General features: G+C 64.9%; 16 protein-coding genes and 1 pseudogene. 3 read left to right on the forward strand and 14 right to left on the reverse strand.

Annotated elements, in window-relative coordinates:
* The first annotated feature begins 113 nt into the window (after positions 1-113).
* Complete coding sequence (locus tag AC1VNY_RS17900; RefSeq protein ID WP_482406152.1) at positions 114-491, forward strand: response regulator; 378 nt, start codon at positions 114-116, stop codon at positions 489-491.
* 102 nt (positions 492-593) lie between these two features.
* On the opposite strand, the gene surE is transcribed toward AC1VNY_RS17900, so the two are convergent.
* The 12 genes and pseudogenes from surE to AC1VNY_RS17960 all read right to left on the reverse strand — a co-directional run bounded on the left by surE (position 594) and on the right by AC1VNY_RS17960 (position 13,320).
* Entirely contained in the window at positions 594-1,361 is a 768-nt protein-coding gene (gene surE / locus AC1VNY_RS17905; RefSeq protein WP_482406153.1) for a 5'/3'-nucleotidase SurE, read from the reverse strand.
* 82 nt (positions 1,362-1,443) lie between these two features.
* Entirely contained in the window at positions 1,444-2,514 is a 1,071-nt protein-coding gene (locus AC1VNY_RS17910; RefSeq protein WP_482406154.1) for a hypothetical protein, read from the reverse strand.
* Between the two features lie 16 nt (positions 2,515-2,530).
* Positions 2,531-3,862 carry a serine--tRNA ligase gene (serS, locus tag AC1VNY_RS17915; RefSeq protein WP_482406155.1) on the reverse strand — a complete coding sequence of 444 codons (1,332 nt, stop codon included), beginning with the start codon at positions 3,860-3,862 and terminating at the stop codon, positions 2,531-2,533.
* Positions 3,863-4,066: 204 nt separating this feature from the next.
* Positions 4,067-4,873 (reverse strand): twin-arginine translocase subunit TatC, encoded by an 807-nt coding sequence (gene tatC / locus AC1VNY_RS17920; protein ID WP_028342074.1) that lies wholly within the window; start codon positions 4,871-4,873, stop codon positions 4,067-4,069.
* Positions 4,870-5,370, reverse strand: coding sequence for a Sec-independent protein translocase protein TatB (tatB, locus tag AC1VNY_RS17925; RefSeq protein ID WP_482406156.1), 501 nt, complete (start codon positions 5,368-5,370; stop codon positions 4,870-4,872). Before tatB ends, tatC begins: the two co-directional genes overlap by 4 nt.
* Before the next feature lie 160 nt (positions 5,371-5,530).
* Positions 5,531-5,764 (reverse strand): twin-arginine translocase TatA/TatE family subunit, encoded by a 234-nt coding sequence (locus AC1VNY_RS17930; protein ID WP_016846882.1) that lies wholly within the window; start codon positions 5,762-5,764, stop codon positions 5,531-5,533.
* Positions 5,765-5,917: 153 nt separating this feature from the next.
* A pseudogene (gene scpB / locus AC1VNY_RS17935) lies at positions 5,918-6,811 on the reverse strand (SMC-Scp complex subunit ScpB); the annotation flags it as partial.
* Between the two features lie 22 nt (positions 6,812-6,833).
* Positions 6,834-7,655: a segregation and condensation protein A gene (locus AC1VNY_RS17940; RefSeq protein WP_482406157.1), complete on the reverse strand. Its 822-nt coding sequence runs from the start codon at positions 7,653-7,655 to the stop codon at positions 6,834-6,836.
* Positions 7,652-8,674, reverse strand: a complete 1,023-nt coding sequence (gene nagZ / locus AC1VNY_RS17945) for a beta-N-acetylhexosaminidase (protein WP_482406158.1) — start codon at positions 8,672-8,674, stop codon at positions 7,652-7,654. The genes AC1VNY_RS17940 and nagZ overlap by 4 nt, the downstream gene beginning before the upstream one ends.
* Positions 8,675-8,720: 46 nt before the next feature.
* A complete protein-coding gene (locus AC1VNY_RS17950) occupies positions 8,721-10,187 on the reverse strand; it encodes an SPOR domain-containing protein (RefSeq protein ID WP_482406159.1) in 1,467 nt (488 codons plus the stop codon).
* Positions 10,188-10,305: 118 nt separating this feature from the next.
* Positions 10,306-12,102 carry an arginine--tRNA ligase gene (gene argS / locus AC1VNY_RS17955; RefSeq protein ID WP_482406160.1) on the reverse strand — a complete coding sequence of 599 codons (1,797 nt, stop codon included), beginning with the start codon at positions 12,100-12,102 and terminating at the stop codon, positions 10,306-10,308.
* 9 nt (positions 12,103-12,111) lie between these two features.
* Positions 12,112-13,320, reverse strand: a complete 1,209-nt coding sequence (locus AC1VNY_RS17960) for a deoxyguanosinetriphosphate triphosphohydrolase (protein ID WP_482406161.1) — start codon at positions 13,318-13,320, stop codon at positions 12,112-12,114.
* 138 nt (positions 13,321-13,458) lie between these two features.
* Between AC1VNY_RS17960 and erpA the strand changes: the two genes are divergently transcribed.
* The gene (gene erpA / locus AC1VNY_RS17965) at positions 13,459-13,788 is read left to right on the forward strand and encodes an iron-sulfur cluster insertion protein ErpA (protein ID WP_016846874.1); all 330 of its coding nucleotides are present in this window, start codon (positions 13,459-13,461) and stop codon (positions 13,786-13,788) included.
* Between the two features lie 63 nt (positions 13,789-13,851).
* On the opposite strand, the gene AC1VNY_RS17970 is transcribed toward erpA, so the two are convergent.
* Positions 13,852-16,980: an efflux RND transporter permease subunit gene (locus AC1VNY_RS17970; protein ID WP_482406162.1), complete on the reverse strand. Its 3,129-nt coding sequence runs from the start codon at positions 16,978-16,980 to the stop codon at positions 13,852-13,854.
* A gap of 3 nt (positions 16,981-16,983) precedes the next feature.
* Positions 16,984-18,117, reverse strand: coding sequence for an efflux RND transporter periplasmic adaptor subunit (locus AC1VNY_RS17975; protein ID WP_482406163.1), 1,134 nt, complete (start codon positions 18,115-18,117; stop codon positions 16,984-16,986).
* A 162-nt stretch (positions 18,118-18,279) separates the two neighbouring features.
* Here AC1VNY_RS17975 and xth point away from each other — a divergent pair, with 162 nt between their 5' ends.
* Positions 18,280-19,071 (forward strand): exodeoxyribonuclease III, encoded by a 792-nt coding sequence (gene xth / locus AC1VNY_RS17980; RefSeq protein ID WP_411779958.1) that lies wholly within the window; start codon positions 18,280-18,282, stop codon positions 19,069-19,071.
* Positions 19,072-19,077: the final 6 nt, after the last annotated feature.

Genomic DNA, 19,077 nt, shown 5'->3' on the forward strand with positions numbered 1-19,077 from the left:
GGCGATGCGGCAAACCCTGCTGCGCGCTGGAAAAGGACCAATTCCCAAACGTTTGCATTGCGCGCTGTAATGTTATTTGCGAGCCTGATTCAGGGAAGGGCAAGGATTCCATCATGACAGCGATACGGCCGGCGGGCTGTTCAGTTTTCCTCGTAGAGGACGAGGTCATGATCCGGATGATGGTCGCCGATATGCTGGAGGAACTCGGCCATAGCGTCGCGGCCGAGGCCGGCGAGATCGGCGAAGCGGTCAAGCTTGCCCAATCGACCGAATTCGACCTCGCGATCCTCGACGTCAACGTCAATGGCAAGGTGATCACCCCGGTCGCCGAGCTGATCAACGCCCGCAACCGCCCCTTCATCTTCGCGACCGGCTATGGCTCCTCCGGCCTGCCTCCGGAGTATCGCAACCGTCCGGCGCTGCAAAAGCCCTTCCAGCTGGAAACGCTGGCCCAGGTGATCTCCAGCGCAATGAAGGGTGCGCCGGTTTAACGGCAAGTTGGGTGCGTAGCCCGGATGGAGCGAAGCGTAATCCGGGAATCTTGCACCCATTGCGAGCGGACCCGGATTTCGCTTCATCCGGGCTACAAGGGCTCACTTCAGCGTATTAAGCAGCGTTTCCGAAAATGCTTCATCGGTGCGGTCGAGCCGCAGCGGCGTCACCGAGACGTAGCGCGCCGCAAGCGCGGCGAGATCGGTGCCTTCGGCCGGCGCATCCATCATCGCCGCGCGCTCGAAGCCGATCCAGAAATACGGATTGCCGCGTCCGTCGTGACGGCGATCGATCTTCAGGAAACCCTGATTGCGCTTGCCCTGCCGCGTGATCCGGATGCCCTTGACGTCATCGGGCATGCAGGACGGGAAGTTGACGTTGATGACGGTGTTCCTGGGGACGCCGGCGCCGATCACCTTGCGGATGATGTCGGGTCCGAATTTCAGCGCAGTGTCCCACAGCGGCGCATTGCGCGTCTCGATCGAAAATTCCTGCGACAGCGCGAATGACGGAAAGCCCAGAATGGTGCCTTCGAGCGCACCGGCGATGGTGCCGGAATAGACCACGTCCTCGGCGACGTTGCGGCCCTTGTTGACGCCGCTCAGCACGAGATCGGGCAGCTTGTCTCCGAGAATGTGGCGCGCGCCCATGATGACGCAATCGGTCGGCGTGCCGCGCACCGCGAAATGACGCGGGCTGACCTCGCGCAGACGCAGCGGATCGTTGAGCGACAGCGAATGCGAGACGCCGGACTGATCGAGCTCGGGGGCAACGATCCAGACGTCGTCGGACAACGCGCGTGCGATCTGCTCGACGACCTGCAGGCCTGGAGCGTGGATGCCGTCATCATTGGTGCAGAGAATTCGCATCCGTCAAAGTGCCTCTTGTTCCGATTCGACGCGGGTTCTTTACGCTGCCGCTTCTTGAGTTGAACTTTGCCGTCTTAACCGGCTAGGGCCGTGGAGGCAAACCTGGCGATGGCCCGCGCCATCGCGCCGACGTCACGCGCCATGGACGGACAAATCGCGCGCTGCCGGCAATCTTGCGCTCGAACACCGGCCAGGCCGGTCTGGCCGGCCGCCGAACAACCGCGATAACGGGCGCTGGCGGCGGCGCCCCTGGCATTTTGACCCGCGGGGCCTGACGCAGTTCGGCCCCGAGACCCCGGGACGTGACAGCTTCTGACCTTGGAGGCTCGGGCTTGGCAGGTTCAGGCTTTGGCGCTTCAGCCTTGGGAGCTTCAGCCTTGGAAGCTTCAGACTTGGAAGCTTCAGACTTGGGAGCTTCAGATTTGGGCGCTTCAACCTTGGGCGGTTCAACCCTCCGCGCTTCCGGCCTGGCGGGCTCAAGAGCAATTGGTGCGGTTTGGCGAGGCTCGGGCTTGGGAGGCTTTGGAAGCTCCGATGTGGGGAGCTCGGACTTGATGGAATCGGCCGTGATGGGATCGGCCTTGGCGGGTGCGGTCGTAAGCGACTCAGCCTTCGGAGCTTCAAACGCACGAGGCTCAGCCTTGGACGGTTCGGGGACGACCGAAGCCGCTTGGGGGAGCTCTGACCTCGCCGGCTCGACCTTTCGAGGCTCAATCCTGAGCGGTTCGGGTTTGGGCGGCACCGGAGCGAGCGCCTCAGCTCGTCTTGCGACCGGCGCCGTCGCAGCCGATTTCGATTTCAACCGGGCCAGCAGCTCCTCGATCGAGGGCACCGATGTCGCGTCAAGCGGCGCGCGCGGCGCGGCCGGCGGCGTCGCCCGGACCGGCGGTGGCGGTGACGCAATCGGCGCCGGTGGTGGCGGCAGATCTGCCGGCGCCAACTGGGCGAACTTGCCGCGCGCGATCTCCAGCGCCTTGTCGAAGTCGGGCCTGTCGATCCAGGCCTTCGATTGCACCTCGGTCACGCGCGCATCCCACAGGCGCGCCGCCTCGATGTCGTAATAGCCCATCTGCTTCTGATTGATCAGCTGCAGACCGTGGCCCGTGACGGCCCATTGCCGACCAAGCCAGTGGATGTCACGGTGGAGCGGCATCACACTGGCCCTCGCCTCACATCCCGTGCTCGATGACCTTGAGCCCACCCATATAGGGCTGCAGCACATCGGGCACCGCGATCGAACCATCCTGCTGCTGATAGGTCTCCATGACCGCGATCAAGGCCCGCCCGACCGCCGTGCCGGAGCCATTCAGCGTATGCACGAAGCGCGGCTTGCCGTCGGGGCCGCGATAGCGCGCGTCCATGCGACGGGCCTGGAAATCGCCGCACACCGAGCAGCTCGAAATCTCGCGATAGGCGCCGCCGTCGCCCTGCCCCGGCATCCACACCTCGATGTCGTAGGTCTTCTGCGCGGAGAAGCCCATGTCGCCGGCGCACAGCGTCATCACACGATAATGCAGGTCGAGCTTCTGCAGAACCTGCTCGGCGCAGGACAGCATGCGCTCCAGCTCATCCTTGCTGGCTTCCGGCGTCGTGATCGATACCAGCTCGACCTTTGTGAACTGGTGCTGGCGGATCATGCCGCGCGTGTCGCGCCCCGCTGCGCCGGCCTCGGCGCGGAAGCACGGCGTCAGCGCGGTGAGCCGCATCGGCAGCTCCTTCTCGTCGAGGATGGATTCGCGCGCGAGGTTGGTCAGCGACACTTCCGCGGTCGGGATCAGGCCGAGGCGCTCGCTGCGCAGATCTGCATTCGGTGCCGCGAGCAATTCGCCCTTGATCGCCCAGAACTGATCGTCCTCGAATTTCGGCAACTGGCCGGTGCCGAACATCACGGCGTCGCGCACCAGCAGCGGCGGATTGATCTCGGTGTAGCCGTGCTCGCCGGTGTGCAAATCGAGCATGAACTGCCCGATCGCACGCTCGAGCCGCGCCAGCCCTTTCTTCAGCACGACGAAGCGTGCGCCGGACAGTTTCGCCGCCGCTTCGAAATCCATATAGCCGAGCGCGGTGCCGAGATCGTCATGCAGCTTCGGCGCAAAGCCGTAGTCGCGCTTCTTCCCGTACACATGGTGCTGGACATTGCCGTGCTCGTCGGTGCCGTCGGGCACCTCGTCGAGCGGCAGGTTCGGAATCGACGACAGCTCCTTGGTCAGCTCGTCATCGGACGATTTCGCCGCCGCCTCGAGCTCCGGCATCGTGGTCTTCAGCTCGGCGACTTCGGCCATCAGCTTGGCCGCACGCGCCTCGTCCTTGGCCTTCTTGGCCTCGCCGATCTCCTTCGAGGCCGCATTGCGCCGCGCCTGGGCCTGCTCAGACGCCAGGATCGCCGCACGCCGCTTCTCGTCGATCGCCAGCAGCGACGGCGACAACGGCCCAAGCCCGCGGCGCTTCAGGCCGGCGTCGAAGGCTGTCGGGTTGTCGCGGATCGCTTTGATGTCGTGCATGGGTCAGTCCTGGCAGGCTATGCGTATGCAACCAACTATTGCGTTGGCAAACTACGGCTATGTAGTTCCACTATCACGACCCTCATCGTCAGCGAAAGCGGGTGATCCAGCATTCCGGAGGCGTCGGTGTGTCACCGGGAAGCCGCGGCGTACTGGATACCCCGCTTTGGCGGGGTATGACGCCGAGTGTGAGGTGAAATCACCTTATTCGGCGGGATTGGTCGCCGACGGCGCCCCGGACGAGGCGGTCGAGGTGGCAGCCTTCTTCTCCACGATGCGGACCGCGATGATCGCGCCCTCGTAGAGGGCGAGCAGCGGGATCGCCAGCGAGGCCTGGCTCAGCACGTCGGGCGGCGTCAGCACCGCGGCGATGATGAAGGCGATCACGATGAAGTAGCGCCGCTTCTCCTTCAGCATCTTCGAGGTGACGATGCCGATGCGGCCGAGCAGCGTCAGGATCACCGGCAGCTGGAACGCGATGCCGAAGGCGAAGATCAGCGACATCATTAGCGAAAGATATTCGCCGACCTTGGGCAGCAGCTGGATCTGCGCGGTCTCCGCGCCGCCGGCCTGCTGCATGCCGAGCGAGAACCGCACCAGCATCGGCAGCACGACGAAATAAACCAGCGCCGCGCCCATCACGAAGAACACCGGGGTGGCGATCAGATACGGCAGGAAGGCGTTGCGCTCATGCCGGTAGAGACCGGGCGCGACGAATTTGTAGATCTGGGTGGCGACGATCGGAAACGAGATGAAGCCCGCGCCGAACAATGCGAGCTTCAGCTGGGTGATGAAATATTCCAGCAGCGCGGTGTAGATGAATTTCGAATTTTCCGGCCCGGCGATCCAGACGAACGGCCAGACAAGCACATTGTAGATCTGCTTGGCGAAGAAGAAGCAGATGATGAAGGCCACGCCGAAACCGAGCAGTGCCTTGATCAGCCGCGAGCGCAGCTCGATCAGGTGATCCATCAAGGGGGCCTTGCTGGCCTCGATGTCTTCGGCGCTCATGACGCCCTCGCGTCCTTGCGCACATCGGGCTGTGCCGGCGTCACGTCCTGCGGCGTCGGCTCACCCTTCACCTCATTGGTGATCGCGAGCGGCTCGCTGGCGGCAACATGCGTCTCGGCCTCGACGAAGGTTTCCGGCGTCGGCTCGGCGGGAGTCGTGGGCGTTACCGGTGCGTCACTTGCGGACGCGACCTGCGCATCGACCGGCTTGTCGATCTGCAGGGCGTCGCCGACGTCCTTCTGCAGCGAGGTCATGATGTTGCCGCTGGTGATGCCGGTTGCGGCCTCCCTGACCTCGTCAAAGCTCTTCTTGAGGTCGGCCATCTCGGCCTCGCGCATCGCTTCCTGGAACTGGCCCTGGAATTCGGAGGCCATCTTGCGGGCCTTCCCCATCCATTGCCCGACCATGCGCAGCACGCCCGGCAGTTCTTTCGGGCCGATGGCGATCAGCGCGACGACCGCGATGACGACCAGTTCACTCCACCCGATATCGAACATGAATTCTTCCGCCTAAGCGCGCCGCCATCGGCCCCATCGCTCCTAACAGGATCTGGGGCTGCCGGCGCCTTTTCTCAATCGGCGTCCATAGCGCGTCTGTGCGACGGCGTCACCGTTTCGCGCAAGAAAAAACGTCGAAATATGCGTCAGTACAAGCGCGTTAGACGGCCTTGCTGCCGACGTCCTGGCGCGCGGCCGACGTCGCCGCATTGTGATCGATCGACTTGGTGGGCTCGGTCTTCTCGGCGACCTTGTCGTCGTCCTGCATGCCCTTCTTGAAGGCCTTGATGCCCTGAGCGACGTCACCCATCAGATCCGAAATCTTGCCGCGTCCGAACAGCAGCAGGACCACTGCGATCACGACGATCCAGTGCCAAATGCTCAACGAACCCATCCTGCAACCCTCCAGAAATGGCCGGCGGACCGGCCTGAACTTTGCTGGAAGGTAGGCCCGCGGGGTGTCAAAAACAAGGACCTCGGCCGCGGCAAATCGCTGTCGCGGCTACGTAATATTGCTAGGCTTAACCGGGAATATTCAGGCTTATTCGCCCTTGTCCTCGGCGTCGGCGTCATCACCCGCGTGGTCGGCCCGGTCTTCAGGCTCGCCAGCGTCAGGTTCGGCCGCATCCGTGTCGGAGGCAACGTCCGCCTCGACCTCGGCCTCAGCGGTGGTTTCAACCACCGCAGTCGCTTCGGCCTCAGTCTTTTCGGCCTCAGTCTTGGGTTCCTCGGCTTCCGGCTCGACGGCCGGCGCCAGCAGCAGTTCCAGAGTATCACCCGGCTCGAGCGGCTCCTCGTCCTCCCGCAGCGTCGCGTCATCCGACGGCGACGGAACGGAAAATCCGGTCGGCAGACGCGAGTCGAGCAGACCCGTGCCCTTCAGCTCCTCGAGCCCCGGCAGGTCGCCGAGCGCTTCCAGGCTGAACTGCGACAGGAACGCGTCGGTGGTTCCGAAGGTCAGCGGACGGCCCGGCGTCTTGCGGCGGCCGCGCGGGCGGATCCAGCCGGTCTCAAGCAGCACGTCGATCGTGCCCTTCGACGTGACGACGCCGCGAATCTCTTCGATTTCGGCGCGGGTCACCGGCTGGTGATAGGCGACGATCGCCAGCACCTCGATCGCGGCGCGCGACAGCTTCCGGGTCTCGGTGCTCTCGCGCGTCATCAGCCACGACAGATCGCCCGCGGTGCGGAACGTCCACTTGTTGGCGACACGCACCAGGTTGACGCCGCGCGGCGCGTATTCCGCCTGCAACTGCGCCAGCGCCGCCTTGATATCAACGCCGTCGGGCATCCGCTTTGCCAGCGTTGCCTGATCGATCGGCTCGGCCGACGCAAACAACAGGGCTTCCAGGAGCCGCAATTCCTCAGGACGCGCCACCGGATCCATAGGAGAAACCTCCTCCTCGGGCTCTTCTCTGCGCACTTCCGCCAAGCTTGCCATGGGCTTGCTCTCCTTCTTCCACTTACTCAACCGACAGGTCCGGCGCGGCCATTGCAGCCTGCGCTTGACGCTTTCGGAAATAGATCGGCGCGAACGCCTGCTTCTGGTTGATCTCCATCTCGCCTTCGCGAACCAGTTCGAGGGCGGCCGCGAAGCTCGAGGCGAACACCGTCGCCTTCTGCTTGGGATCGGCGACGTACTTCATCAGGTACTCGTCGAGGCAGCTCCATTCCTCGGCGAGGCCGACCAGCCGCTCCAGCGACGCGCGCGCTTCGGCGAGCGACCACACCGTACGCTTCTGCAGATGCACCGAGGTCAACACGCGCGACGCGCGCTGCGTGGCATAGGCCGACAGCAGGTCGTACAAGGTCGCGGTGAACTTCGGATGCTTGATCTCGGCGATCGATTCCGGATTGCCGCGCGGAAAGATATCGCGCTGGAACTGCGGCCGGTTCATCAGCCGGTTCGCCGCCTCGCGGATCGCCTCCAGCCGGCGCAGCCGGTTGGCGAGCGCGGTCGCCATTTCCTCGGCGCTCGGCCCCTCCGCGCTCGGCGGCTCGGGCAGCAGGAGCCGCGACTTCAGGAACGCCAGCCACGCCGCCATCACCAGATAGTCGGCTGCAAGCTCAAGGCGAATCTTGCGCGCCGCCTCGATGAACGAAAGATACTGGTCGGCGAGCGCGAGAATCGAGATCTTCGACAGGTCGACCTTCTGCTGCCGCGCCAGCGTCAACAGCAGGTCGAGCGGACCCTCATAGCCCTCGACGTCGACCACCAGCGCCGGTTCGCCCTCGGCGAGGTCGGCCGGCCGCCCGGTATCAAACGAAAGAATTTCAGCGGTCATGCCGTCCCTACCCGATCCAACAACGCATCCAGTTCAGCCCGTGCCGCCTGCCGGTCGAGCGGCTGAGGCGGTTTGCGCGCGGCGAGCGTCGCCTTGGCGCGCTCAAGCGCCTTGCCGGTCAGTTCCGGCGTTTCGCGTGCGACCTCGCGCATCTCGTCAATATTGCCGTTGCAGTGCAGAACCATGTCGCAACCGGCGGTGACGATGGCGCGGGTCCGCTCGGCAATCGATCCGGCCAGCGCATTCATCGACACGTCATCACTCATCAACAAACCCTGGAACCCGATCAGGCCGCGAATCACCTGTCCGACGATTGTCGCAGAAGTCGTCGCCGGATGGACGGGGTCGAGCGCGCTAAACACAACATGTGCAGTCATGGCCATCGGCAGATCGGCAAGCGGCTGGAACGCAGCAAAATCGGTCCGTTCCAGCTCGTCCCTGGCGGTATCAACCGTCGGAAGCCGGAAATGGCTGTCCGCCGTGGCCCGGCCATGGCCGGGAATATGCTTGAGAACCGGCAGCACCCCGCCCTGTTCCAGCCCGTCCGTGACCGCGCGGGCGATCGCCGCGACCTTGTCCGGCTCGGTTCCATAGGCCCGGTTGCCGATCACCGCATCCGCCCCGGCCACGGGAACGTCGGCCAAGGGCAGGCAATCGACGGTGATTCCGAGATCGATCAGATCCGCCGCAATCAGCCGTGAGCTGAGCCGGGCTGCTGCAAGCCCGAGCTTCGGATCAATGTCGTAGAGCGCCCCAAAGCTCGCGCCCGGCGGATAGGCCGGCCAATGCGGCGGGCCGAGCCGCTGCACCCGCCCGCCTTCCTGGTCGATCAGGACCGGGGCATCGGCGACGCCGACCGCGGACCGGAGTTCCCCAACAAGAGCCGCCACTTGGGCAGGACTCTCGATGTTGCGCTTGAACAGGATGAAGCCCCATGGCCGCTCGGCGCGAATGAATTCGCGTTCGGCGTCGTTGAGGATCAGCCCGGATATGCCCGTGATGAATGCGCGGTTCGTCATTCGGCCGATTAGGCCGTATGCAGCTCACGGGTCAAGGAAACGGCCTTTAATTTCTTTGGATGAGGCACTGCGGCCCACCCGCCGACATCAGGCTCTTGCACACTTGGCTCGCCTCTTCTGAGGACGCGAACGGGCCGGCAAAGGCGCGGTAGTAGACGCCCTTCTCTCCGAGATCGACGCGCTTTACCACCAAGGGCTGCGAACCGAGCACGTTGCGATACTTGCCCTGCAGCGTCCGGTACGACGCCTGGGCGTCCGCCTCGTTCTTCTGCGAGGACACCTGGACCAGATATCCGCCGCCACCAACCGGAGCCGCCGAGGTCGACGCGACCCGGGTCGGAGGCGCGGCCGGAGCCGCTTCAGCCTGGCCGGGAACCAACGACATTGGCGAGTTGACGCTAGCATTGGCCGCAGCCGGGTTGCCGCGCGACACCGGAGGCTTCGCCGCCGCCGGAGGTTTTGCCGGCACGGTCGCGGTGGCCTGCGTTCCATCGGGCGTATCGCTCTTGACCGAGAGGGTACGGACCTTGCGCGGCTCGTTGTTCGGCAACGTGCCGTTCGCGGTGAGCGGCGCCGGCGCCGGCTGCGCCGTCTGCACGCTGGCCGCCGGCGGCGGATTCGCATTGGCGTTCAGCGGCGGAAACACGACGCGCGGTCCGGCGGTCTTTGAATTGACGTCGACCGGCGTCTCTTCACGCGACACGATCTTCTCGGTGCCGTCGCCCGTCGCCATCCGGTCCGGCGTCTTGGCCGGCGCGTCGGCCTGGGCCGGGACCACCTTGGTCGGCGTGTTGTCAGCCTTGATGATCGGCGGCTCACCGCTGCGGGGCGAACCGACATAGGTCCGGTAGGCATACGCGCCACCGACACCGAACACGCCAAGCGCCAGCACCGCGGCGACCGTTATCAGGCCGCTGCGCCGCCGACGGGGCTCGGGTTCTTCCTCGTAGGCCTCCTCATAGGCATAGGGATCGTCCGGATAGGCGGGATCGCGCTGCAGATCCTGCTCGCCGGCTTCCAGCTGGCCGTAGAGCGCGTCGTCATAACGGGACGGATCCTGACTCTGACCGCCACCCTGATAGTGCGGCTCCTCGTCAAATGCCTCCGGCTGCCGAGGGGTCTCGACCGGCCGATATTGCGCCACCGGCGCGGGCGCGGGCTGCGCCTGCTGGGCCGCATAGCGGTGCAACGGATGCACCGGCTTCGGCTGGTAGTCCTGCTCGGGCTCTTCGTCCTCGGTGTGCTGCACGGGAGGCGGAGCGACCGCCTCCTGCCGCGCGCGCTGCATCCAGGGCGGCGGGCCCGCGGGCGGCGCATCCTCGTCCGCGGCCTGCGGCTCGTATTGTTGCGGCCGCGCGTTGGCGCGCGACTGCAGCGGACGCGGCGGCGGCTTGTTGGAGGAGCCGAACGGATCCGTCTGGCCGATCAGCCGTGCCAGTTCGGCAAGCGGATCGCTGTCGGCCTTGGAAGCCGTGTCGGCGGGAAAATGTCGGTCCTGATATCGATCAGCCATTGTGATGATGCATCCCCTTCGGGACAGCGCCAAGATCGCCGGCACAGCCGGTCCGTACGAGTTGGCCTCTGCCAGATGCCCTCACAAATCCCCACTCGTGAGGGCCTAATGCCCCTGCCTACCGCATCTCGGTCGGAGCGTGGACGCCTAGAACAGCTAAGCCCGATGCCAGAACCGAGACGACGCCCTGAACCATTGCCAGTCGCGCCCTCGTGATCTCTGCATCATTATTGATAATGAAGCGTAAATAGGGCAAATCGCGCCCCTTGGTCCAAAGCGCATGAAATTCACTGGCCAAATCATAGAGATAAAAAGCGATTCGGTGCGGCTCATGTGCTACCGCGGCAGCCTCGATCATCCGCGGATAAAGCGCAAGCCGCTTGAGCAGGTCGAGCTCGGCCGGGTCGGTCAGCCGCTCGACCGTAGCATTACGGAGATAGGCCAGCCGGGCCTCATCAGTCTCGGGCAGATCGGGAACCGCTTCCTCCCGCGCGTTGCGGAAGATCGAATGGCCGCGGGCGTGGCCGTACTGGACGTAGAAGACCGCATTGTCCTTTGACTGCTCGATCACCTTGGCGAGGTCGAAATCGAGCACCGCGTCGTTCTTGCGGAACAGCATCATGAATCGGACAGCGTCGGAGCCGACCTCGTCGACCACCTCGCGCAGCGTGACGAATTCGCCGGACCGCTTCGACATCTTTACCGGCTCGCCGTCGCGCAGCAGCTTCACGAGCTGCACGATCTTGACGTCGAGCACAGCTTTGCCCGCGGTCACTGCCTTCACGGCGGCCTGCATGCGCTTGATGTAGCCGCCGTGATCGGCACCGAACACGTCGATCAGATTGGTGAAGCCACGCTCGAACTTGTAGCGGTGGTTGGCGATGTCGGATGCGAAGTAGGTGTAGGATCCGTCCGACTTGATCAGCGGACGATCGACGTCGTCGCCATAGGCGGTGGCGCGGAACAGGGACTGCTCGCGGTCCTCGTAGTCCTCGACCGGCTTGCCCTTCGGCGGCGGCAAACGGCCTTCGTAAATATCGCCCTTGGCGCGCAGGAAATCGATGGTCTCGGCGACCTTGTTGTTGCCTGACGTGATCAGCGAGCGCTCGGAGAAGAACACATCGTGATGGATGTTGAGCGCGGCGAGATCGCCCTTGATCATCTCCATCATCATGGCGATCGCCTTGTCGCGCACGATCGGCAGCCACGCGGCTTCGCTCATGTCGAGCAGCTTCTCGCCATATTCTTCGGCGAGCACCTCGCCGACCGGCACGAGGTAGTCGCCGGGATAGAGCCCTTCCGGGATCGCGCCGATGTCCTGGCCGAGTGCCTCGCGGTAGCGCAGGAACGCCGAACGCGCGAGCACGTCGACCTGGGCGCCGGCGTCGTTGATGTAATATTCGCGGCAGACGTCGAAGCCCGCGAATTGCAGCAGGCTGCACAGCGCGTCGCCGAAGACGGCGCCGCGGCAATGGCCGACATGCATCGGCCCGGTCGGGTTGGCCGAGACGTATTCGACATTGACCTTCTCGGCCTTGCCGATGTCGCTGCGCCCGTAAGCCGAGCCGGCGGCCAGCACGGCGCGTAGCGCGTCCGACCAGACCTGCGGCTTCAAGGTCAGGTTGATGAAGCCGGGCCCGGCGACATCGACCGACGCCACCAGCGCATCGGCGCGCAGGCGCTCGGCGATCCTGTCGGCAAGCTCGCGCGGCTTGGCCTTGGCGTCCTTGGCGAGCACCATCGCGGCATTGGTCGCCATGTCGCCATGGCTGGCGTCGCGCGGCGGCTCCACCACGACGCGGGACAGATCGATGCCGGCGGGCCAATTGTCCTCGGCTGCGACCGCGGCACAGATCGCGTGCACGCGCGTCAGCATGTCGGCAAAAAGGTGTGGTGAAGCAGTGGTGTCGGCCATGGCAGGGCGCTAACGCAAATCCGGGGTCGAGTCAAAAAGCCTTTGGTGCTCGATCAGGGCGAAACGGTCGGTCATCCCGGCAATGAAATTGCCGATCCGCCTGTTCCGAGCGCTCCCGGTCTCCTGCACGCTCCCCTCGATCCATTCCGCCGGCAGGTCTTCAGGCGATTGCTGGTAGCGGTCGAACAGATTGCGGACCACCTCCTCCGCCTCCCCCATCACCAGCATCACCCGCTTGTGGCGATACATCCGCCGGAACAGGAACGCCTTGATCGCCGCCTCCTGCTCCGCCACCTCGGACGGAAACGCAATCAGCGCGGCATTGTGGTGGCGCACGTCGTGCGCCGATTGCGGCTGGGCGGCCGCGAGGCGCCGGCTCGCTTCGTTGAAGACCGCGCTGATGAAGTGTGAGATCAGCTCTCGCACCAGTTCGGCGCCGCGCCGGACCTCGTCGAGCCCAGGATAGTGGCGGTCGATCTCGGCGATGATGTCGGCGGTCAACGGCATCTCCTTGAGATCGTCGACCGCGAACAGACCGGCACGCAGGCCGTCATCGATATCGTGCGCGTCATAGGCGATGTCGTCGGCGAAGGCCGCGATCTGCGCCTCGAGCGAGGCATAGCTCCAGAGCTCGAGGTCGTAGCCCTTGTTGTAGTCGGCAATTCCGATCGGGATTCCACTCTCCAGGTAGCGGCCTGCGGGCGCGCCATTGCGCTCGGTCAGCGGACCGTTGTGCTTGACGATCCCCTCGAGCGATTCCCAGGTCAGGTTCAGCCCGCCGAATTCGGGGTAGCGATGCTCCAGCGACGTGACGACCCGCAGCGCCTGCGCATTGTGGTCGAAGCCGCCGTCATCCCTGAGGCATTCGTCGAGCGCTCGCTCGCCGGCATGCCCGAACGGCGGATGGCCGAGGTCATGCGCCAGCGCCAGCGTCTCGGTCAGGTCCTCGTCGACCCCGAGCTGGCGGGCCAGCGCCCGGGCGATCTGCGCGACCTCCAGCGAATGGGTCAGCCGCGTGCGGTAGTGATCGCCTTCGTGGAAGACGAAGACCTGGGTCTTGTGCTTGAGGCGGCGGAACGCGGTGGAATGGATCACCCGGTCGCAGTCGCGCCGGAACGGGCTGCGGGTCCGGCTCGGCGGCTCCGCGACCAGCCGGCCGCGACTGCGATCGGGGTCGCAGGCATAAGGCGCGCGGGGGGCAGCCATTCCGACCGACACTGTATTTTAGTCCTTATCCATTTGATTCCATGGTCCGACGCACTTAACTATGACTGAGGCGGCCGACCAAATGAATTGGGGATGACGCCGGGCCTGATCCGGATCAGATCATGCCCAAAAAGGGTTTCGGAGACCGACATGACTGCTGCCATCACCGTCAGCGAACGGGCCGCCCGCCGGATCGGGCAGATCCTCAGCAAGGAAGGCGAAGGCGCCAAGCTGCGCATTTCGGTCGAGGGCGGCGGCTGCTCCGGTTTCCAGTACAAGTTCGACGTCGAGCGCACCCAGGCCGATGACGACCTCGTGATCGAGCGCGACAGCGCGGTGGTACTGATCGATCCCGCCTCGGTCCCGTTCCTCGCGGGCTCCGAGGTCGACTTCGTCGACGACCTGATCGGCGCCTCGTTCCGCGTCGTCAATCCAAACGCCACCGCCTCCTGCGGCTGCGGCACCAGCTTCTCGATCTGACGCCCCACGCTCTGACGCGTTTCCCCAGCGCGATCCGAAATCCGGTTCGCGGGGAACGCTACGCTATTCCGCCGCGACCACCTGCGGCCGCTCGACGTCGCCGCCCGCTTCCGCCTGCGGATCGAGCTTGCGCCGCAGCCTGCGATCGATGCGGTCGAGATAGATGTAGATGACGGGCGTGATGAACAGCGTCAGCAATTGCGAGACGCAGAGGCCGCCGACCACGGCGACGCCGAGCGGCTGACGCAGTTCGGCGCCGGCACCCGCGCCGAGCGCGATCGGCAGCGTGCCGAAGATTGCCGCGAACGTCGTCATCATGATCGGGCGAAAGCGCAGCAGCGCCGCCTCGCGGATCGCGTGCTCGGCGCTCAAGCCGACGCGGCGTCGCTCGAGCGCGAAGTCGACCATCATGATCGCGTTCTTCTTGACGATGCCGACCAGCATCACGATGCCGATCATCGCGATGACAGACAGCTCCATCCCGAACATCATCAGCGTCAGGATCGCGCCGATACCGGCCGACGGCAGGCCGGAGATGATCGTGATGGGGTGGATGAAGCTCTCATAGAGAATGCCGAGAATCACGAAGGCTGCGAACACCGCGGCGAGGATCAGGACGCCCTGCCCGCGCAGCGAATCCTGGAACACCTGCGCGGTGCCGGAGAAGCCGGTCACAATCGTCGGCGGCAAATTCGCGGTCTGCTCGAGTTCGGTGATCTTGTCGACCGCGTAGCCGAGTGAGGTGCCCGGCGCGAGGTTGAACGAGATCGTTACCGCCGGCTGCTGGCCCTGGTGGTTGATCTGCAACGGCCCGACCGTCGGCACCAGCCTCGCCACCGCATCCAGCGGAATGGTCTGGTTGTTCGCGGTCTTCATGTAGAGCTTCGAGAGGTCGGACGGATCGACACGGAACTGCGGCTGCACCTCGAGGATGATCTGGTAGTCGTTCGACGGCATGTAGATGGTGCCGACCTGCCGCGCGCCATAGGCGTTGTAGAGCTGGTTGCGGACCTGATCGACGGTGACGCCGTAGACCGCCGCCTTCTCGCGGTCGATGTCGACCGTCATCTGCGGGTTCTTGATGTAGAGGTCGGTGGTGACGTCGAGCAGCCCCGGGATCTTCTCGATCTTGTCGCGCATCTCGGGCGCCAGCCGGTACAGCGCCTCGGTATCGCTGCTCTGCATCACATACTGATACTGGCTCTTGGAGATACGCCCGCCGATGCTGAGGTTCTGGATGCTCTGGAAGAACGCCTGCATGCCCGGGATCTCGCGCGCCTTCTGGCGGAGCCGGCCGATCACCACGGTGGCGTTGTCGCGGGTCTTCTGCGGCTTCAGCGCGATGAACAGCCGGCCGTAATTGGTGGTCGGATTGGGACCGCCGGAGCCGACGGTCGAATTGATGTAGTCGATCGCCGGATCGGTCCGCATCACCTCGACCAGCGCCTGCTGGCGCACCTTCATCGCCTCGAACGAGGTGTCGGTCGCGGCTTCCGTCACGCCGATCAGGAAGCCGGTGTCCTCCTGCGGGAAGAAACCCTTCGGCACGATCATGTAGAGATAGATGGTGCCGCCGAGCGTCGCGAGCGTCACCACAAGCATCAGCGCCTTCTTGGCCAGCACCCAGTCGAGCGCCCATTCATAGGCGCGCAGCCAGGCCTCGAACATCGCCTCGAACGCCCGCAGCACGACGTTCGGCCGCTTGGTTGCGTCATGCGCGCGCAGCACGCGGGCGCACAGCATCGGCGTCAAGGTCAGCGACACGAAGCCGGAGACGATGATCGCAACCGAGATCGTCACCGCGAATTCGCGGAACACGCGGCCGACGATGCCGCCCATCAGCAGCACCGGGATGAACACGGCGATCAGCGAGAAGGTGATCGAGATGATCGTGAAGCCGATCTCGCGGGCGCCCTTGAGCGCCGCCTCGAACGGCTTCATGCCGTGCTCGATATGCCGGACGATGTTCTCCAGCATGACGATGGCGTCGTCGACCACGAAGCCGACTGAGAGCGTCAGCGCCAGCAGCGTCATGTTGTTGATGGAGTAGTCCAGCGCGTACATCGCCGCGCAGGTGCCGAATAGCGAGATCGGCACCGCGAGCGCCGGAATGAAGGTGGCAGAGGCCGACCGCAGGAACAGGAAGATCACGAGGATGACGAGCCCGATCGCGATCAGCAGGGTCTCCTCGACGTCGCTGACCGCCTGGCGGATCGAGACCGAGCGGTCCATCATGACCTGCATGGTCACCGAGGGCGGAATGGCGGCGCGCAGCGACGGCAGCTTGGCCAGCACGGCGTCGACCACGGCAACGGTGTTGGCGTCGGGTTGCTTCTGGATCGCGAGCACGATCGCCCGCTCGTCGTTCATCCAGGTCGCGATCTTGTCGTTCTCGACGCTGTCATAGACCTTGGCGATCTCGTCGAGCCGGACCGGCGAGCCGTTGCGCCAGGCGACATAGATCTGGCGGTAGTCGGCCGCCTTGTCCATCTGGCCGGAGGCCTGCAGCGCGACGTCCTGCTTGGGGCCGTTCAAGGTGCCGACCGGCGTCGAAGAATTGGCGCGCGACACCGCGGCGCGGATATCCTCCATCGAGACGCCGCGGGCAGCCGCGGCCTCCGGATCGGCCTGGACGCGGATGGCAAATTTCTGCGCGCCGTAGATCAGCACCTGGGCGACGCCCGGCAGCTGCGATAGCGCTTGCCCGATGGTGATGTCGCCATATTCATTGACGCTCGACAGCGGCAGCGTCGCCGAGCCGAGCGAGACGAACAGCACCGGGAAGTCCGCCGGGTTCACCTTCCGGAAGCTCGGCGGAATCGTCATCTCGATCGGCAGCCGGCGCTGCGCGATCGTCAACGCGGTCTGCACGTCGAGCGCGGCGGCGTCGATGTTGCGGTTGAGGTCGAACTGGATGGTGATGACGCTCGTGCCCTGCGAGGAGTTCGAGGACATCGAGGAGATGCCGGCAATGGTCGAGAGCTGGCGCTCGATGATCCCGGCGACCGAGGCCGCCATGGTGTCGGCGCTGGCGCCGGGCAAGGTTGCGGTCACCGCGATGGTCGGGAAGTCCACCTTGGGCAGCGCCGAGACCGGCAGCAGGCGGAAGCCGAACACGCCGAATGCGATGATCGACGCCGTGATCAGCGTCGTCATGACCGGGCGGCGGATGCAGAGCTCGGAGAGCGTCATCGGTCAGGCTCCGGCCTTGCGCGCCCGCGGCTCGACCCGCGATCCTTCCGACAACAGGAGCTGGCCGTCGACGACGACGCTTTCATCGCCCGCCAATCCGTCCGAGATCACCGAGCTGCCCTGGAAGGTGCGATCGACCTTGACGGGTTGGACCTTGGCGACGCCGTCCTTGACGACGAAGACGAAATTGCCGTTCTGGCTGCGCTGCACCGCGACCGTCGGCACCACGACCGCGTCTTCGCTGCGGATGATCAGCTTGGTCTGCACGATGGTGCCGGGCCACAGTGTCTCGCTCTCGTTGTTCATGATGCCGCGCACGGTCACCATGCCGGTGGTCGCGTCGACGGCGTTCTCGACCATCGCGACCTTGCCGCGCTCGGAACGCTGGTGGCCGGGAATGGTCGCGATCACCTTTGAATCGCCCTTGCCCATCGCGTCGCGCAGATCGACCAGCGCCCGCTGCGGGATCGCGAAGGTGACATAGACCGGCGCCATCTGGTTGATGACCGCGAGCGGCTGGGTGTCGGCGGGGCGGACGAAGTTGCCGACCTTGACGTTGGCGGCGCTGATCCGTCCCGCGAATGGTGCGCGGATGACGGTGTAGCTCTTCTGGACGCGGAGGTTTTCCAGCGCGAACCGGTCCGCCTTGATGGTGCCGATCAGGACGTCGGACTGGGTCTTTGCGTTGTCGAGGTTGACCTGGGTGGTCGCGCCCTTGCCGACCAGCTCGGTGTAACGGCGGAGGTCGCGCTGCGCGCCCTCGAGCTGGGCCTGGTCGCGGGCCAGCACGCCCTCGGCCTGCTCGATCTGCGCGTCGATCTGCCGCGCGTCGAGCGTGAACAGGAGATCGCCTTCATTGACCTTGGCGCCGTCCTCGAAATGCACCGAGACGATGGTGGTCTCGAGCCGCGACTTCAACGCCACGCTGGAGATCGGCGTGACCTGCCCGATGGCATCGACATCGATCGGAACCGATTTGCGTTCCGCCTTGGCGAGATCCACGGACACCACGCGCGGCCGCGGAGTCCCTTGCGCGGTGGCGGCGCCGCCACCCATCCATGAAGTGCGGGTCACGTAAGCCGCCCCGGCCGCAATGCCGAGAACAGCGACAGTCAGAACCAAATTGCGTTTTTTCATAAGTTTTGCACGTGCGCCGCCGACGTCCCTTGAAGGCCGGTGCGCGTCGTCACTCCCCCGTCGGCAATTGTTGCGCCTTGTTTCCGGAGAGGGTTAGCACAGGCGGACCGCCCATGGTATGCCACCTAAGTGAAATAGTGCGGCTTCAATCCGGTCATTTGCATGCGCATCGCTACGTGGAACGTCAACTCGGTCCGGCAACGGATCGAACTTCTGGTCAGCTGGCTGAAGGAGTGTTCCCCCGACATCGTCTGTCTGCAGGAGATCAAATGCGTCGATGATGCGTTTCCCCGGCTCGAGGTCGAGGCGCTCGGATATAACGTCGTCACGCACGGCCAGAAGACCTTCAACGGCGTCGCGCTGCTCTCGAAGCTGCCATTCGACGAAACCAAATCGGGCCTCGCCGGCGACGACGAGGACGCCCATGCCCGCTTCCTCGAAGGCGTCGTCACGCTGAAACAGGGCGTGATCCGGGTCGCGTGCCTCTATTTGCCCAATGGCAACCCCGCGAATACCGACAAATATCCGTACAAGCTCAAGTGGATGTCGCGGCTTCTTGAGTATTCGAAGGAGCGGCTGAAGGCCGAGGAGCCGTTGATCCTGGCCGGCGATTTCAACGTCATTCCGGCGGCCCGTGACGTCTACAATCCCGCCGCCTGGGCCGATGACGCCCTGTTCCGCCCCGCCACCCGCGAGGCCTTCCAGTCGCTGCTCGGCCTCGGCCTGACCGACGCGCTACGGGCGGTCAATGACGAGCCCGGCCAGTACACCTTCTGGGACTACCAGGCCGGCGCCTGGCAGAAGAACTGGGGCTTGCGCATCGACCATCTGTTGATGTCGCCGCAGGCGAGCGACCGGCTGATCGACGTCGGCATCGACAGCTATGTCCGCGCCTGGGAGAAGCCGTCCGACCACGTCCCGGTCTGGGCCGATCTCGATTTCGAGACCACCTGACCCCGC

Source organism: Bradyrhizobium ferriligni, assembly GCF_056837965.1.

Bases quoted from the DNA above. Each gene is read 5' to 3' on its own strand.
- AC1VNY_RS17900 (WP_482406152.1), top strand. From the start codon at position 114: ATGACAGCGATACGGCCGGCGGGCTGTTCAGTTTTCCTCGTAGAGGAC.
- surE (WP_482406153.1), bottom strand. From the start codon at position 1,361: ATGCGAATTCTCTGCACCAATGATGACGGCATCCACGCTCCAGGCCTG.
- AC1VNY_RS17910 (WP_482406154.1), bottom strand. From the start codon at position 2,514: ATGCCGCTCCACCGTGACATCCACTGGCTTGGTCGGCAATGGGCCGTC.
- serS (WP_482406155.1), bottom strand. From the start codon at position 3,862: ATGCACGACATCAAAGCGATCCGCGACAACCCGACAGCCTTCGACGCC.
- tatC (WP_028342074.1), bottom strand. From the start codon at position 4,873: ATGAGCGCCGAAGACATCGAGGCCAGCAAGGCCCCCTTGATGGATCAC.
- tatB (WP_482406156.1), bottom strand. From the start codon at position 5,370: ATGTTCGATATCGGGTGGAGTGAACTGGTCGTCATCGCGGTCGTCGCG.
- AC1VNY_RS17930 (WP_016846882.1), bottom strand. From the start codon at position 5,764: ATGGGTTCGTTGAGCATTTGGCACTGGATCGTCGTGATCGCAGTGGTC.
- AC1VNY_RS17940 (WP_482406157.1), bottom strand. From the start codon at position 7,655: ATGACCGCTGAAATTCTTTCGTTTGATACCGGGCGGCCGGCCGACCTC.
- nagZ (WP_482406158.1), bottom strand. From the start codon at position 8,674: ATGACGAACCGCGCATTCATCACGGGCATATCCGGGCTGATCCTCAAC.
- AC1VNY_RS17950 (WP_482406159.1), bottom strand. From the start codon at position 10,187: ATGGCTGATCGATATCAGGACCGACATTTTCCCGCCGACACGGCTTCC.
- argS (WP_482406160.1), bottom strand. From the start codon at position 12,102: ATGGCCGACACCACTGCTTCACCACACCTTTTTGCCGACATGCTGACG.
- erpA (WP_016846874.1), top strand. From the start codon at position 13,459: ATGACTGCTGCCATCACCGTCAGCGAACGGGCCGCCCGCCGGATCGGG.
- AC1VNY_RS17970 (WP_482406162.1), bottom strand. From the start codon at position 16,980: ATGACGCTCTCCGAGCTCTGCATCCGCCGCCCGGTCATGACGACGCTG.
- AC1VNY_RS17975 (WP_482406163.1), bottom strand. From the start codon at position 18,117: ATGAAAAAACGCAATTTGGTTCTGACTGTCGCTGTTCTCGGCATTGCG.
- xth (WP_411779958.1), top strand. From the start codon at position 18,280: ATGCGCATCGCTACGTGGAACGTCAACTCGGTCCGGCAACGGATCGAA.